Annotated in this window: 17 protein-coding genes; 10 read left to right on the top strand and 7 right to left on the bottom strand. The window is 67.9% G+C overall.

Annotated features, from left to right (window positions below; all coding sequences use genetic code 11):
* Positions 1-7: 7 nt before the first annotated feature.
* The gene (locus IG65_RS0118345; protein WP_030516152.1) at positions 8-730 is read right to left on the bottom strand and encodes a TetR/AcrR family transcriptional regulator; all 723 of its coding nucleotides are present in this window, start codon (positions 728-730) and stop codon (positions 8-10) included.
* Positions 731-1,048: 318 nt separating this feature from the next.
* On the opposite strand from IG65_RS0118345, the gene IG65_RS0118350 reads away from it, so the two are divergent.
* From IG65_RS0118350 to IG65_RS0118375, 6 genes are all read left to right on the top strand, one after another.
* Positions 1,049-2,305, top strand: a complete 1,257-nt coding sequence (locus tag IG65_RS0118350; RefSeq protein ID WP_030516153.1) for a DUF445 domain-containing protein — start codon at positions 1,049-1,051, stop codon at positions 2,303-2,305.
* Between the two features lie 106 nt (positions 2,306-2,411).
* The gene (locus tag IG65_RS39155) at positions 2,412-3,029 is read left to right on the top strand and encodes a helix-turn-helix domain-containing protein (RefSeq protein WP_030516154.1); all 618 of its coding nucleotides are present in this window, start codon (positions 2,412-2,414) and stop codon (positions 3,027-3,029) included.
* Complete coding sequence (locus IG65_RS0118360; RefSeq protein ID WP_030516155.1) at positions 3,026-3,709, top strand: heparin-binding hemagglutinin; 684 nt, start codon at positions 3,026-3,028, stop codon at positions 3,707-3,709. The genes IG65_RS39155 and IG65_RS0118360 overlap by 4 nt, the downstream gene beginning before the upstream one ends.
* A 116-nt stretch (positions 3,710-3,825) precedes the next feature.
* Entirely contained in the window at positions 3,826-4,122 is a 297-nt protein-coding gene (locus IG65_RS0118365; protein WP_030516156.1) for a DUF2516 family protein, read from the top strand.
* An 84-nt stretch (positions 4,123-4,206) separates the two neighbouring features.
* Positions 4,207-5,235, top strand: coding sequence for an alpha/beta fold hydrolase (locus tag IG65_RS0118370; protein ID WP_051756431.1), 1,029 nt, complete (start codon positions 4,207-4,209; stop codon positions 5,233-5,235).
* A 255-nt stretch (positions 5,236-5,490) separates the two neighbouring features.
* A complete protein-coding gene (locus IG65_RS0118375) occupies positions 5,491-6,507 on the top strand; it encodes an alpha/beta fold hydrolase (RefSeq protein ID WP_030516158.1) in 1,017 nt (338 codons plus the stop codon).
* A gap of 250 nt (positions 6,508-6,757) precedes the next feature.
* On the opposite strand, the gene purU is transcribed toward IG65_RS0118375, so the two are convergent.
* A complete protein-coding gene (gene purU, locus IG65_RS0118380) occupies positions 6,758-7,645 on the bottom strand; it encodes a formyltetrahydrofolate deformylase (protein WP_030516159.1) in 888 nt (295 codons plus the stop codon).
* Positions 7,646-7,798: 153 nt separating this feature from the next.
* On the opposite strand from purU, the gene deoC reads away from it, so the two are divergent.
* Positions 7,799-8,473: a deoxyribose-phosphate aldolase gene (gene deoC / locus IG65_RS0118385; protein ID WP_030516160.1), complete on the top strand. Its 675-nt coding sequence runs from the start codon at positions 7,799-7,801 to the stop codon at positions 8,471-8,473.
* A gap of 61 nt (positions 8,474-8,534) precedes the next feature.
* Here the strand turns inward: deoC and IG65_RS0118390 are convergent, their stop codons facing one another.
* Positions 8,535-9,290, bottom strand: coding sequence for a DUF2993 domain-containing protein (locus IG65_RS0118390; protein ID WP_051756433.1), 756 nt, complete (start codon positions 9,288-9,290; stop codon positions 8,535-8,537).
* A 115-nt stretch (positions 9,291-9,405) separates the two neighbouring features.
* Here IG65_RS0118390 and IG65_RS0118395 point away from each other — a divergent pair, with 115 nt between their 5' ends.
* Positions 9,406-10,029: a hypothetical protein gene (locus tag IG65_RS0118395; protein ID WP_030516162.1), complete on the top strand. Its 624-nt coding sequence runs from the start codon at positions 9,406-9,408 to the stop codon at positions 10,027-10,029.
* Positions 10,030-10,053: 24 nt separating this feature from the next.
* Here the strand turns inward: IG65_RS0118395 and IG65_RS0118400 are convergent, their stop codons facing one another.
* From IG65_RS0118400 to IG65_RS0118410, 3 genes are all read right to left on the bottom strand, one after another.
* The gene (locus IG65_RS0118400; protein WP_030516163.1) at positions 10,054-10,812 is read right to left on the bottom strand and encodes a hypothetical protein; all 759 of its coding nucleotides are present in this window, start codon (positions 10,810-10,812) and stop codon (positions 10,054-10,056) included.
* A 140-nt stretch (positions 10,813-10,952) separates the two neighbouring features.
* Positions 10,953-11,468 (bottom strand): DUF2505 domain-containing protein, encoded by a 516-nt coding sequence (locus IG65_RS0118405; protein WP_030516164.1) that lies wholly within the window; start codon positions 11,466-11,468, stop codon positions 10,953-10,955.
* A 37-nt stretch (positions 11,469-11,505) separates the two neighbouring features.
* Positions 11,506-11,991, bottom strand: coding sequence for a DUF2505 domain-containing protein (locus tag IG65_RS0118410; protein WP_030516165.1), 486 nt, complete (start codon positions 11,989-11,991; stop codon positions 11,506-11,508).
* 41 nt (positions 11,992-12,032) lie between these two features.
* Here IG65_RS0118410 and IG65_RS0118415 point away from each other — a divergent pair, with 41 nt between their 5' ends.
* Positions 12,033-13,124: a UDP-N-acetylmuramate dehydrogenase gene (locus tag IG65_RS0118415; RefSeq protein WP_081879576.1), complete on the top strand. Its 1,092-nt coding sequence runs from the start codon at positions 12,033-12,035 to the stop codon at positions 13,122-13,124.
* 64 nt (positions 13,125-13,188) lie between these two features.
* On the top strand, positions 13,189-14,436 hold the full coding sequence (locus IG65_RS0118420; protein WP_081879577.1) for an Ig-like domain-containing protein: 1,248 nt from the start codon (positions 13,189-13,191) through the stop codon (positions 14,434-14,436).
* Positions 14,437-14,503: 67 nt separating this feature from the next.
* Here the strand turns inward: IG65_RS0118420 and IG65_RS0118425 are convergent, their stop codons facing one another.
* Positions 14,504-15,238, bottom strand: a complete 735-nt coding sequence (locus IG65_RS0118425; protein ID WP_030516168.1) for an SDR family NAD(P)-dependent oxidoreductase — start codon at positions 15,236-15,238, stop codon at positions 14,504-14,506.
* Between the last annotated feature and the right edge of the window lie 15 nt (positions 15,239-15,253).

Raw genomic sequence — 15,253 nt, forward strand, 5'->3', positions numbered from 1 at the left:
GGGCGAATCAGCCCAGGTCGGCCTCGGGAAGTTCGTGCGGCACGGCGTTGAACTTCTCCGGCGAACCACCCGCGCGGACCATGCCCTCGATGGCGCTCCACACCATCATCGCCAGGTGGTCGAGCATGCGATCGGCCGACATCGAGCGGTTGCTGATCCACCAGTCGGTGGCCAGCTGCACACCGCCGACGATCACGTACGAATACAGCAGCACGCCCTCGGTGTCGACGCCGCGATCGAAGGCCTTGGTCTGCACCACCACCGAGACCACGTCGGCGAACAGCTTCTCGAAATCGGCGAGGCTGGACTTGTCGGTGGTCGAGCCGTTGCCCATGATGAAGCGGTAGACGTCGATATCGGCCTCGACGGTGTGCACATAGGCGGCCAGAGTGTTGCGGACGAGCTGATATTCGTCGGCGTCGTCGCTGATCGCCTCGTAGATCCGCGGCATCAGCGTGGTCTCGATGAACCGTTCCATGGTGGCGCGGGTCAGATCGGACTTGTCCGAGAAGTAGCGGTAGAGGACGGTTTTGGATACGCCGATCTCCGCGGCGATCTCGTCCATCCCGACATCGCCGCCGCGTTTGCGGATAGCGGCGAGGGTGCCGTCGACGAGTTCTTCCCTGCGGTCGATCTTGTGCTGATGCCAGCGCCGCTTGCGACCGTCCACCCGGCCGGGGCGCACCGCAGCGGAGTCGACGGCAGCGCTCGCGGCACGATGTGTGGTCATGCTCTAGGGGACTCCTGGATCCGGGGATAAGGGCACCACCAGCTTAAGTCCTTCGCCGAGGTGATGTTCCCGGTTCGCCGAGTGGCCCGGCTCTCGGCCCGGGAGCGTTCGCCCGGGGCGGGCGCGGGCGCGGGGTGAGCGGGCGCACGCCGGCGACGCCGATATTCCGGCCAGAATGGGGATATGGAGCAATCTGCCGGCAGCGCCCCCGTCCTGGCGGAAGCGAACGCGCACCCCGATACCCGGCCGGGAGTGGGAAATGCCACACGGTCCTCGGCCCGGGGCGCGCCCGGACCACCGTCTTCGTTCGCCGACCTGATGGACGAATCCGGGAAGAAACGCGATCTGCGCAAGATGAAGATGGTCGCGACCGGCTTCCTGGCGGCGGCCACGGTCGTCTATCTGGTCTGTTGCTGGCTCGGCTCGAACGATATCGGCGGCAGCTGGGTCGGCTACGTGCGCGCGGCCTCGGAGGCCGGCATGGTCGGCGCGCTGGCGGACTGGTTCGCGGTCACGGCGCTCTTCCGGCATCCGCTGGGCCTGCCCATTCCGCACACCGCGATCATCCGCAAGAAGAAGGATCAACTCGGCACCAGCCTGGGCGATTTCGTCCGCACCAATTTCCTCTCGCCCGACACCGTGGCGACGAAGGTGAATTCGGCGCAGATCTCGTTGCGCCTCGGAACGTGGATGGCCGATTTCCGGCACGCCGAGCGGGTGTCGGAGGAGTCGTCGACCATTCTGCGTGCGGTGATCGGCGCGCTGCGCGACTCCGATGTCGAGCAGGTCATCGACCAGACCATCGTCAAGCGCATCGCCGAACCGCAGTGGGGGCCGCCGATCGGGCGGGTGCTCGCCGAACTGCTGGCCGAGAACCGGCAGGAGCCGCTGCTGGATCTGCTGGCCGAACGCGCCCACCAGTGGGCGCTGGCGAGTCAGGAGACCCTGGACCGGATCGTCATGCGCGATGCCCCGTCGTGGGCGCCGAAATTCGCCAATATCCTGCTTTCGGAGAAGATCTACCGGGAATTGGTGGAATTCACCTGGAAGATTCGCTCACAACCCGATCACGAAGTGCGATCGGCGGCGAACCGATTTCTCGAGGATTTCGCTCGCGATCTGCAGTACGACGAGGCGATGATCGCCAAGGCCGAGCGGGTGAAGGCCGAGATCATGGGACGCGAGGAAATAACCGGAATGGCGCGTGCGACCTGGCGTGCGGCCAAACGGATGATCCTGGAATCGGCCGACGATCCGAACAGCACCTTGCGCCGCAAGATCTCGGAGAATGTGCAGCAGTTGGGTCAGCGTCTGGTCGACGAACCCGAACTGACAAAACAAGTGGACGCTTGGGTTGAACGCGGTGTGAGATATCTCGTCGCCAACTACGGTTCCGAGATCGCGGCCCTGATCAGCGACACGGTTGCCCGCTGGGATGCCGATGAGGCGAGTCGCAAGATCGAATTGCAGGCGGGGCGCGATCTGCAATTCATCCGGATCAACGGAACGGTGGTCGGATCACTTGCCGGCCTGGCGATTTACGCCGTATCGCATTTACTCTTCCCAGGCTTCTGACGGCTGCTGCCCGAAGTTTGCTGAAATAGTGCTAACAAGGGTGCTTGCAAGAGTTAGCACCCTCATTTAGAATCGACCGTACAACCGCCGGAAGGTGAGCAGTGTGATGGCACAGGAACCAGAGGTTTCTGATCGGAACACGGGGGAAACCACAGAGACGTCTGCGGTTCCCGGAGACCGGGTGGGTCGCGTAGCCAACGCGGCGCACGACATCGGAGGCTTCATCCGGGCGCAGCGGGAGGCCGCTCAGGTCTCGTTGCGTCAGCTCGCACAGCTGGCGGGGGTGAGCAATCCGTACCTGAGTCAGATCGAGCGCGGATTGCGCAACCCGTCCGCCGAGGTACTCACGCAGATCGCCAAGGGTCTGCGCGTGTCTTCGGAGGTCTTGTACGTCCGGGCCGGCTATCTCGAACAGAGAGAGCACAGCCCGGTGCGGGACGCACTGCTGGCCGATACCGACATCACGGAACGGCAGAAGCAGGTGCTCCTGGACATCTACGAATCGTTCCGCCGCGAAAACGGGGGGAACGACAACGGAGGGAACGTCTCGGAATCCGTTCAGGGGGAATCCGAGGGGGGCGTTCCAGGGGGGAGCAGGGGCGGTGTGCCCGAGAGCCCGAGGGGCGGTGCACCCGAAAGCCCAAGGGACAACGAGGTTCCGCACCAAGCCACCGATGGCAGTACTACCGAAATCTCGCCACGCCAGGAGAACGAACAACCATGACCCAGCCCAACGTCACTGTGACCAAGCCGATCTACGCGACCGTCGGAGCCGGTGACGCGCTCTACGCGGCGGTCAACGACATCGTCGACCGCGTCCGCGACCGCGCCGCCACCGTCGATGTGAACTCCCGCGTCGAGGAGGCTCGCGAGCGCCTGTCGAATCTGCCGGCCGATGTGCAGGATCAGATCGAGACGCTGCGCGGCCGCCTGACCGGACTGCCCTCCGAACTGCCGGACGACCTCGCCGAACTGCGCGAGAAGTTCACCCCGGAGGAGCTGCGCAAGCTGGTCGACCAGTACTACCGCCAGCTGGTGGATCTGTACTCGGATCTGGCCGTGCGCGGCGAGGAGACCGTCGACCGGCTGCGTTCCAACCCCGGCTTCGACGAGCGTTTCGACAAGGTGGAGAACATCTACACCGATGTCGTCACCCGGGCCGAGGATGTGCTGACCAAGGTGTCCGATCAGGCTCGCGGGTTTCTGGGCAAAGCGGCCGAGCAGGCCGACGAGGCCGCCGCGGTCGTCGATGCCGAGGTCGTCGCGGTGACCACCGAGGCTGCCGCCGAGGAGCCCGCCCCGGCCAAGAAGGCCCCGGCGAAGAAGGCCCCCGCCAAGAAGGCGCCGGCCAAGACCACCACCACCACCACCGCCGCGAAGAAGACCACTCCGGCCAAGAAGTAATTCGGCCGCAGCAAAGACCGGCCGAGGGGTAATCCGGAACCGTCACACGGATCCGGGTCGTACCGGATCCCGCAACGCCCGCATGCGCACTGCCGCATGCGGGCGTTGCTTCTATCATGGGTGCTGTGTACCAGCTGACTAGTGCAATCCTGTGGCTGCTCTGGCTCGCCGCGATGGCCGCGACCATCTTCGCGCTGGTGCATGCGATCCGGCAGCGCGCCGACGCGTTCACGGCCGTGGACAAACTCACCAAACCCATCTGGGTGTCGATTCTGGCGGTCGCCCTCGGTTTCCTGCTGCTCGCCCGCACGCCGGTGGGATTGCTGGGGATCGCGGCGGTGATCGCCACGGGTATCTATCTGGCCGATGTGCGGCCGAAGGTCGACGAAATTCAGCGCGGTCCGCGCTGGTGAAATAGCGAACCCCGTGCTTGCACTAGCAAGCACCCACTCCTTCGGGTTACTGTATCGATCAGTAACACACAAAGGAGTGTTCTCATGCAGGCAACGTTGCCCAGCACGGTGGCGGGGATCGTGGAGCGTCTCCGCGGGCTGCCGGCCGCCCATCGCGCCGCACTGCGCACCCGGTCTTACGACCTGCCCGCATTGAATTCCCCGGCGGTGCCGTGTGAGGTGACCGCGGTGACCGCGTCCGACGGCGCCCGGCTGCGCGTGCACAGTTACGGCCCCGCCGACGGCGAGGCGATCGTGCTGGCGCACGGCTGGACCTGCTGCATCGAATACTGGAATCCCCAGATCAACGCCTTCGCCGGCGAATACCGGGTGATCGCCTACGACCAGCGCGGTCACGGCGAGAGCGAATCCGGCACCGCACCGCTGTCCACCGATCTGCTGGCCGACGATCTCGCGGCCGTCCTGGATGCCACCCTGAGCCCCGGTCAGCGCGCGGTCCTCGTCGGGCACAGTCTCGGCGGAATGACCATTCAGGCCTGGGCCGGCCGGTATCCGCGCCAGGTCGCCGAGCGGGCCGATGCGGTGGTGCTGGCCAATACCGCCTCCGGTGACCTGATCGCCGAGACCACCGTGGTGCCGCGCTTCAATCGCGGGCCGCTCGCGCTGCCGTTCCCGATCGGCCGCCTCGGACTCGGCCTGCCGGTGGTATTCCCGCCGATCCGGCTGGTGAAGTGGATCTTCCGCCGCCAGATCATGACTCTGGCCGCGGCCGGTGAGGTGGTCGATTTCGCCCTGGCGATCGTGCGCTCCTGCCCGGCGAGGGTGCGTTCGCGCTTCGGCTTCCTGCTGGCCGAACTGGCTCTGCAGAGCTGTACCCGCTGTGTGACCGTGCCGACCACGGTGATCTCCGGTTCCGCGGACGATATGACGCCGCCGGTGCACTCCGAGTGCCTGGCCGAGGAACTGCGCTCGGTCGGCGCGTTCCGCAAGCTGGTCGAACTGCCGACCGGCCACCTCGGCAACGTCGAGGCATACGAGGCGTTCAACGATGAACTCGCCGAGGTGCTGGACGAGACGTACGCCTCGCGGCACGTTCGCGAGGCGACCGCCTAGCCGGTTCGGCAATTGCCTGGCGAATTCGGCGTAGCACTTCTGTGGCGCCGGCCGATAGAAGCGGGTAGTGGGACGTTGCGCCGGCGGATGTGAATGCCGTTGGGCGGAATGGGTATTCGGTGTCTGCGGCGGTGTGAGCAGCGCTGAAGTGCGGCTTCGCCGGACAAAGGTGCGAAACCGGAAATTCTTCACTGCTTGCACTAGCAAGCACCGTTGCTAGCGCGGTAACGTGCGGTAGGACACAAAGGAGTGCTCATGCTGGTGAACCTGCCCGAGAACGTTGCCGACCTTCGGACCGGCATCGGCGCTCTGACCGGCGGATACCGCGCGAAAATGCGTTCGCGTACCTACCGCACGGCCGAGTTGAACTGCGCGCCCGACGCAGAGGTCGTCTCGGTCACGACGACCGACGGCGCCCGGCTGCGGGTACACGCGTACGGCCCTGCCGACGGCGACGTGATCGTCTTCGTGCACGGCTGGTCCTGCTGCCTCGAATACTGGAACCCGCAGATCAACTCCTTCGCCCGCGACCACCGAGTGATCGCGTTCGACCAGCGCGGTCACGGCGACAGCACCCTGGGGACGGGCCGGTTCGACGCCGAACAGCTGGCCGACGATCTGTGCGCCGTCCTGGACGCGGTTGTGCCGGCGGGACGTAAGGCCGTCCTGGTGGGACACAGCATGGGCGGCATCACGATTCAGGCCTGGGCCAAATTCCATCCGGAGCAGGTGGCGCAGCGCGCGAGCGCGGCCCTGCTGCTGACCACGACGGCGGGCGATATCGCCGCCGAAACCCGGGTTCTGCCGATCTTCAACGACATCGTCCCGGCCCCCGACTGGCTGGGCCGCGCCCTGTTCGGTCAGCCCGTGCCGTTCCCGGCCGGCGCGCCGGTGCGCGGAATCTTCAAGGCGCGCATCATGAATCGGTACGCCACAGCGGATCAGGTGGACTTCGGGCTCTCGATCGTGCGCTCCTGCCGTCCGCTGGTGCGGGCGAAGTACGCGCTGGCGCTGATCGAACTCGAAATTCACGGCGCCGCAGCGAATCTGTGCATCCCGACCAGTGTCGTGGCCGGGGCCTACGACAATCTGCTGCCGGAGAGCATGTCGCGCAAGATCGCCGACGAGCTCGCCGCGGCGGGCAATCTGGATCGCTATTCGGTTTTCGCCACCGGACATCTGGCGAATGTCGAGGCGAGCGCGGAGTTCAACGCCGAACTGCGCCGATTGATCGAGGTCACTCGCTTCGGCCGCCGTGCGGTGGCGGGCTGAGCGCCCGGCGACTGCCCGCCGGGGCTGGACGTACTCGCGGCGCGGGTGCATCCTGGTGACCCACGTTCGGATCGGGAAGTCGCCACAAGACCTGTCGTAGCGGAGCCGCTCTGCCGGCTCCGCGCGGCGAGGACGGCAACACGATGCTGAATCGTGTTGTCCGCCAAGGCCGGTCAAGGGCGCCCGGTCTTGGCCCGCCGCGTCGCCACGAGAAGACCGGCTACCAGAAGACCGGCTACGAGAAGACCCGCTACGAGAAAACCACGGTGCGCCGCCCGTGCACCAGCACCCGCCCCTCCAGGTGCCAGCGCAGTCCGCGCGCGAGCACCACACGTTCGATGTCACGGCCCTGCCGGACCATGTCGCGCACGGTGTCGGCATGGTCGATGCGGCTGACGTCCTGTTCGATGATGGGTCCCGCATCCAGGTCGGCGGTGACGTAATGGCAGGTGGCGCCGATCAGCTTCACGCCGCGGGCGAAGGCCTGGTGATACGGCCGCGCCCCCACGAACGAGGGCAGGAAGCTGTGGTGGATGTTCAGCGCGCGCCCGGCCCAGTGCTCGCACAATTCGGCCGGCAGCACCTGCATGAACCGCGCCAGCACCACCGCGTGCGGATCGTGGGCGTCGGTGAGCTCGCGCACCCGCTCGAAGGCCGGGCCGCGCTCGGCCGGATCGGCGGGGAAGGGCACGTGGTGGAACGGAATACCGTGCGCGCGCGTCATCTCGCCCAGATCCGGATGGTTGCCGATCACCGCTTCGATGGTGGCGGGCAACTCGCCACTGGCGGCCCGGCCGAGCAGATCGTGCAAGCAGTGCCCGTCACGGCTGACCAGCAGGACGGCGCGGCGGCGACGCCCGGAATCCAGCAGCTGCCAATCGGTCTGCGGCCCCAGTTCGGCGGCCACCACGGTGAAGCGCTCACGCAACTCGTCGATGCCGAACGGCACGGTCGCCGCCGCGATGGCCTGGCGGGTGAAGAACCAGCCGGTATCGGGATCGGAGTGATAACCGGCCTCCACGATCGACCCGCCGAACTCGGCGATGAACGAGGTGATGCGGGCGATGATGCCCGGTCGGTCGGGACAGCCCAGGCTCAGGACGAAACGCCGATCATCGGCTGACGCGGTGCCACTCATGGGCACGATCCTCGCAGGTCGCGCCCGGTTCGATCACGTCGCCCGGGCAGCGAGCCGCAAAGCCGGTCCCGGGTAAGCGAATTCGCGGGCCGCATCGGATCGCGAGCGCTCGGCGGCCGGGAACGCTCGCGCGCTGTGCCAGACTTGGTCCCCATGTCCGAAACCGTTCCCACCGCCTACACCCGCGCCCAGGTCGCCGCGATGATCGATCACACGTTGCTGGCGCCCGAGGCGACCGCCGCCGACGTCGCGAACACCATCGCCGAGGCTCGTGAACTGGGTGTCTACGCGGTGTGCCTGTCCCCGTCGATGCTGCCGGTGACCGCGCCCGGTCTGGTCGTCGCCACGGTCGCGGGCTTTCCCTCCGGCAAACACCACTCCCTGGTGAAGGGCACCGAGGCGCGATTCGCGGTAGAGCAGGGCGCGGCCGAGGTCGACATGGTGATCGACATCGGCGCGGCCGTCGCGGGGGACTACAACGCGGTCCTCGCCGATATCGTCACCGTCCGCGAGGCGGTCGAGGATCGGGCGCTGCTCAAGGTGATCATCGAGTCCGCGGCGCTGTCGGATGCGGCGATCGTCGAGGTGTGCCGCGCCGCCGAACGCGCCGGGGCCGATTTCGTGAAGACCTCCACCGGATTCCACCCCGCGGGCGGCGCCGAGGTACGGGCCGTGCGGCTGATGTGGGAGACCGTCGGCGGGCGGCTCGGCATCAAGGCCAGCGGCGGAATTCGCACCGCCGCCGCGGCCGCCGAACTGATCGACGCCGGTGCGACCCGGCTGGGGTTGTCCCGCTCGGCCGATGTTCTCGCAGGCTTCCCGGAGTAGAGCCCGCGAGCGGCGCCGATGAGGTGCCGGGCCCGCTGCACCCCGGCACCTCGCGGCTCGATCAGCAGCGGATCTCCGTGTCGCCACCGCCTTGCAGGGTGGTCGGGCCGCCCCGCAGGGAAACCGAGATGCCGTTGTCGGTGACCTTCACGCTGGTCGGCTGCATACCCAGCGGGTAGTTCTGCAGGCTCTGCGTCATCGACTGGACGATGCTGTCGACCAGATCGGTGGGCAGCCCCAGCCCGAGCAGCGAGGCCGACTGCGTGCTGACCTCGATCTTGCCGTCCACGATGTGCGGCTGAACCTTCAGATCGGCGATACCGCCGAGCACCTTGACGTCCAGGGTGCCGCCGGCCGGATCCGATTCCACGCCGGAGACGAGCCCGGTCAGGGTCTGGGCGATGCCCTCGTTGCTCCAGGTCGCGTCGGCGGAGCTGCTGCCGACCTTCGCGCCGCCGCGCCCGCCGTCGAGCAGGGTGATGTCGTTGAGCCGGGCGTGCACCTTCATGTCCACGGCGGGCCCGAACTTCGCGTCGTCGCTGTCGACGGTGATGTACTGGACCTTGTGGTCGACGGCGGTGAGCAGTAACGGCTTCGGCCCGAATCCCACATCGACCTTCGACCCCAGCTCCTTCTCGACCTGGGAGGCCATGCACTGCTGATTCTTGTGACGCAGATAGGTTTCGGCGCCCGCCGCGGTGCCGACCAGCGCGAGCAGCACGACGAGTCCGACGATCAGTGCGATCCGCCGCCCGTTGCGGCGTTTGGGTTCACCCGCCGGTGCGGGAGCGGGTACCGCGGTGTCCGGAGTGGTCATGGCAACCGATTCTTCCCGAGCTTTCTGAGCCCGCTCTGTGGAGCCTGTGAGGCTTGTCATGCAGTGCCGACGCGATTGTGACATGAGGCACAGCGGTCCGGCGTAACCTGATCCCATGTCCGCGCACGATGCAGAGGACGCCGCGGCCGCGCGCCGACCGGGGGATTCCGAGCAAGGCTGGTGGGTGCTGCGCCGGCTGGCCGATCGGCACGCCGGATACTTCACTACGCGCATCGTATTGCGTGCCGGCTGTGAGCACCGGGTCCGCGGCGCCCTCGCCGACGGTTCCGTGATCCGCGCCGGCCTCGGCATCCTTCGCATGGCCGATTGGCCGGACGGCCCGCTCGACGAATACGCGATGTGGGCGGCCTGGTTCGACGGCGCCGCCGCCGTCTCTCATCACAGCGCTGCCGAACTGCACGGCCTGGGCCGGCTGCGCCCGCGCTTCCTGCACCTGTCCGCGAGTGCGGGCCGCCCGCCCGCGGCCCCGCGGCTGGTCGTCCTGCGCCGCGAGCTGCACCGCGGTGATGTGGAGTCGGCCGGTGCGTTCCTGGTGACCACCCCCGTGCGGACCGTGCTGGACCTCGCCGAAACCGGGATCGGACAGGGGGCGCTGGACGAGGTGGTGGCCGACGCGGTCGCCATCCATCGCTGCATCCCGCACGAAATCGCTTCGGCGAGTGCGAGTTTGCCGCCGCATGCGGCCGCACGGGTGCGCCGCGCCCTCGCCGCGGCCTGAACCCGGCGATCGCGCACCGCGAATTCAGTCGGGCCGCACGCACTCCCACGGCACCGACAGGACGCAATCACGCATCCGCCGCCGGTAGTTTCGCACCGGAAAGCCTTGCTCCCGCAACAGTTCCGCCGCCACCCGCCAGCGCACGCGTGGCCCGTACACCGCCATCGGCGCGGCATGCGCCCACGCCCGGTCGGCCGCGGTGAGCAGCGTGTGCACGCGTTCACCGCGAATATTGCGGTGGATCAACGCCTTCGGCAGCCGTTCGGCGATATCGGAGGGTTTGGCGACGGTGAACGGATCCCAGGCCAGCGTCAGCGAGATCGGGCCGTCGCGGTCGAGCAGAATCCACGCGCAGCGGCGGCCCAGTTCGTCACAGGTGCCCTCGAGCAGGAGTCCCTCGGGCGCCAATCCGCCGAGAATTGTCGACCACGCCTGCGCGACCTCGCTCTCGTCGTATTGCCGCAACACATTGAACGCCCGCACCAGGACCGGCCGCAGTCCCGCGAGTTCGAATCCGCCCCGGGCGAAGTGCACGCCGTCGCGAGCGGGAACGACGCGCTCGGGATCGATCTCCAGACCGACGACGCGAATGTCGGCGCGAACCCGGCGCAGCCGGGCCGCCAATTCCAGCGTGGTCACCGGACTCGCCCCGTAGCCCAGATCGATCACCAGCGGGTCCGCGGCCGACCGCAGCCGCTCGACGACCAGCGGATCGTGGCTCAGCCAACGGTCGCTGCGGCGCAGCCGATTGATCCCGGTGGTTCCGCGCGTGATGGCGCCCACCGGCTTGGACGTACCCCCGGCCGACGGGACTGCGGCGGTGTGCGGGTGGCCGGCCGAGCCGAGATGTCCGATATTCGCAGCGCGGGTCCGGCCCGGCGGTCTCATCGTGGTGATGCAGGCGTGCGGTGGAGCCACGGAACTCAGGCCGTCGGGCGCTGCTCTTCCAGCCACTGCTGGGTGAATTCGGCTTCGGCGCGGAACAGGTCTACGAGGTTGACCAGCATCATCTGCTCGAGTTTGGGCCCCAGCATCGGAATGAAGACCTTCGCCACGGGTGAGGTGCGCAGGGTGCAGCCGGTCTCGGTAGGAAACAATCGCACGGTGCCGGTCAGCGTCCCCGGGCCGGCCGGAACCGATGCGCTGAACTCACCCTCCACCTCGGGACCGAACGGCCCGTAGCTCTCCTTGCGGGTGATCACCAGATCCTTGCGCATCACGGTCTGCGCGATCTCGGGCAGCATGTCGCGCGGCAGGATGTGGCGGACCTCGACCTCGATACCGTCGCCGTCGGCCTGCAGGTGGACCACCTCGTTCGGCGAGTGCTTGCGCATCTCCTCCATCCGCGCATTCCAGTAGGCGCGGTCGGACAGCGCCGCGTACACCTCTTCGGTGGTGTGCAGCGGATAGCGAGCGGAATAGTCCAGTCGGCGGGCCATGGGGGACCAGGGTACTGGTCCCCGGGGAGCGCCCTGATCAGTGGTTGGCGATCCAGGTGTTGGTGAAGTCGGTCTCCGAGGCCAGCAGTTCCAGCAGTTTCTCGGCCACCACGGCCTCGATCTTCTTGCCGAACAACGGGATCGTCACCTCGACCGAGCCGTCGACCACGGCCTGGGAGGCGGTGTCGGAACCGGTCAGGGTGACCGTGCCGCGCACCTTCGCCGGCGCGCCCTCGACATACGCTTCGAAAACGCCGGACAGGCCCTCGTAGGTTTCGGTACGCGGGATGATCAGATCGCCCGGGCGGACCGAGGTGATCGCGGCGGGCAGTTCGGAGGCGGGGATGGTCTGCACCATCTCCACTCGCAGCCGGTCCCCGTCGGCCGAGAAGGAGTCCAGCCGCGCACCGGGCCCGCCGACCTCCTCGATGCGGTCCTTCCAGTACTGCTGGTCGGCGAGCGCAGCACGCACCGCCGCGGCGGGGTGCGCGTAGTGAGCTGTGTACGCCAGGGGTGTCGCCATGGTGTGACACGCTACCGTCTTTCGATGTGCAGACATCTCGAGTGGTGGCATTCGACAACGTGCGGGAGTTGCTGGCCGCGACCGGCGCGCAGGTGCGCGAATCGGTGCCGCTGGCGCAGCTGACCACCCTGCGGGTCGGCGGGCCCGCGACGGTCGCCGAATGTCGCACCACCGAGGCACTCGTCGAGACGGTACGCACGCTCGACACCGCGGGCGTTCCGGTGCTGCTGGTGGCCGGTGGCTCCAACCTGCTGATCGCCGACAGCGGATTCGCCGGCGTCGTCGTCCGCATCGCCACCGACGCCGTCGAGCTCGGAGCCGACAGTGTGACGGCCGAGGCGGGCGCGGACTGGGACGGCGTGGTCGCCACGACGGTCGCCGCCGGATTCGGCGGACTCGAGTGCCTGTCCGGAATTCCGGGTTCGGCCGGCGCGACGCCGGTGCAGAACGTCGGCGCCTACGGCGTGGAGGTGGCGCAGGTGCTGCGCCGGATTCACCTGCTGGATCGCGTCAGCGGCGAAATCCGCTGGGTCGCACCGGAGGAACTCGGCTTCGGTTACCGCACCTCGGTGCTCAAGCATTCCGATCGGGCGGTGGTGCTGGCGGTGGAGTTCGCGGTGAATCCCGACGGTGCCAGCGCCCCACTGCGATACGGCGAACTGGCCCGCGCCTTCGATGCCGCCGACGCCGAGTCCCGTCCGGCCGCGGCCGTGCGCGAGGCGGTACTCGCCCTGCGTGCCGGCAAGGGCATGGTGCTCGATCCGGCCGACCACGACACCTGGAGCGCCGGGTCGTTCTTCACCAATCCCGTGGTGGCGCACGATCGCGCGCCCGCCGTCGTCGAGGCGATCCGGGCGCGTGTGGGCGATATCACTATTCCGACCTATGCCGCCGAGGGCGGGGTGAAATTCTCCGCGGGCTGGCTGATCGAACGCGCGGGATTCGGCAAGGGTTTCCCAGGTCCGGACGCTCCCGTCCGGTTGTCGACGAAACATACACTCGCCCTGACCAACAGGGGTTCTGCCCGCGCCGCGGACCTGGTGGACCTGGCGCGCACCGTGCGGGCGGGCGTCGAACAGTGTTTCGGAATCAGGCTGGAACCCGAACCGGTGACCGTCGGTCTCGAGCTCTAGGGGGTGGCGGGCGCCACGTTCCGATCGGACCGGGCTGTCGGAGGGGCGCGGTAAATTCGCGGAAGTGAACATTCGAGGAATTGCCGGCCGCCGGGCGGTTCTGGTCGGGGCCGGCCAGCTGGCGGTGGCCGCGCTGGTGGCCGGATGTTCGGGCAGCGGCGGGAGCGGTTCGTCCGCGCCGAAGGAGTCCGGCCCGGTCGCGAAGCTGAAATTCGAGCCCGGGAACGGAACCGGCGACGTCAACCCGATCGCGCCCGTCTCGGTGACCGTGACCAGTGGCCGCCTGGACCAGGTCGCCCTGACCAATCCGGACGGTAAGCAGGTCACCGGCATCCTGTCGCCCGACAGGAGCAGTTTCAAGGTCAACGAGCCGCTCGGCTACGGCGTCACCTACACCTGGTCGGGCACGGCGGTCGGCACCGACAACAAGCCCGTGCCGATCGAGTCGAAATTCACCACCCTCGCCCCCAAACAGACCGTGCCCGCCACCATCAACATCGGTGACGGGCAGGAGGTAGGCATCGCCGCGCCGATCATCGTGCAGTTCAAGAAGCACGTCGAGAACAAGGAGGCGGTCGAGAAGGCGCTGACCGTCACGACCACTCCGGAGACCGAGGGCGGCTGGGCCTGGCTGCCCGACGAGAACGGCGGGTCCCGCGCGCACTGGCGCCCGCGCAACTACTGGGCGCCCGGCACGGCGGTGACCTTCGCCGCCAAGCTGTACGGCCTGGACCTGGGCGGCGGCGCCTACGGCAACTCCGATCTGTCCTCGCAGTTCACCATCGGCCGCAGCCAGATCGTGAAGGGTTACGCGCCCAGCCACCGGGTGCAGGTGATCCGGGACGGTTCGACGCTGTTCGACTTCCCGTGCAGTTTCGGCGAGGGCAACGAGGCGCGCAACGTGACGCGTTCGGGCATTCACGTGGTGACCGAGAAGTACGAAGACTTCCTGATGTCGAATCCGCCGTTCTACACCAACGTTCGCGAACGCTGGGCGGTACGCATCTCCAACAACGGCGAATTCATCCACGCGAACCCGGAATCGGCCTCCGCGCAAGGCAATACCAACGTCACCAACGGCTGCATCAACCTGAGCACCGGCGACGCCCAGCAGTACTTCCCGACGGCCATGTACGGCGACCCGGTCGAGGTCACCGGCACGTCGATCGCCCTGTCCGCCGCCGACGGCGACCTCTACGACTGGACCATCGACTGGGACACCTGGAAGACCATGTCGGCGATCCAGGGCCAGCCCGCACCGGTGGTATCGGCGACTCCGGTGGCGCCGGGACCCGTGCGCGGCGGCAGCTAGAACCCGCTGACCGGCCCGTCGAGTTCGGGCCGTCGTGGTCGCGTCCGGCTGCGCGCCGGGCGCCCGCTCAGCTGCGGCGGGCGAAGCGGCCGGCGTCGGCCTGGTCGCGCGGCTTCACCACGATGGTGTCGAGGTTGACGTGCGGGGGGCGGCTCGCGACGAAGCCGATGATTTCGGCGATGTCGGCGGCGAACAGCGGGTCGATACCTTCGTAGACCTTCGCCGCGCGCTCGGTGTCGCCGCCGAACCGGACCAGCGAGAATTCGGTTTCGACCGCGCCCGGCGCGATTTCGGTGAGCCGCACCGGCTTGCCCAGCAGCTCGCCGCGCAGTGTGCGGTGCAGGACGGCCTGCGCGTGTTTGGCCGAGGTGTAGCCGGAGCCGTTGTCGTAGGGCTGCAAGGCGGCGACCGAGGTGACGGTGACGATCAACCCGTCACCCGAGTCGATCAACTTCGGCAGCAGCGCCTTGGTCACCCGCAGCGTGCCGAGCACGTTGGTCTCCCACATCCACCGCCATTCGTCGAGGTCGGCCTCGGTGACCGGCGCCAGCCCCTTCGCCCCGCCGGCATTGTTGACCAGCACGTCGGCCCGTTCGACCGCATCCGTGAACAGGCGTACCGACGACTCGTCGGTGACGTCCAATTCGATTGCGGTACCGCCGATTTCGTCGGCCAGCGCCTGCAGCCGGTCCATCCGGCGCGCCCCCACGTACACGTGATAGCCCTGTTTCGCGAGCTCGCGGGCGGTAGCCTCACCGATTCCCGAGCTCGCTCCGGTGACGACGGCGTGACGAGTGCTCATGGGAATCGAGCCTAG

The sequence above is a fragment of the Nocardia sp. NRRL WC-3656 genome, assembly GCF_000720265.1.
Lineage (GTDB): Bacteria > Actinomycetota > Actinomycetes > Mycobacteriales > Mycobacteriaceae > Nocardia > Nocardia nova.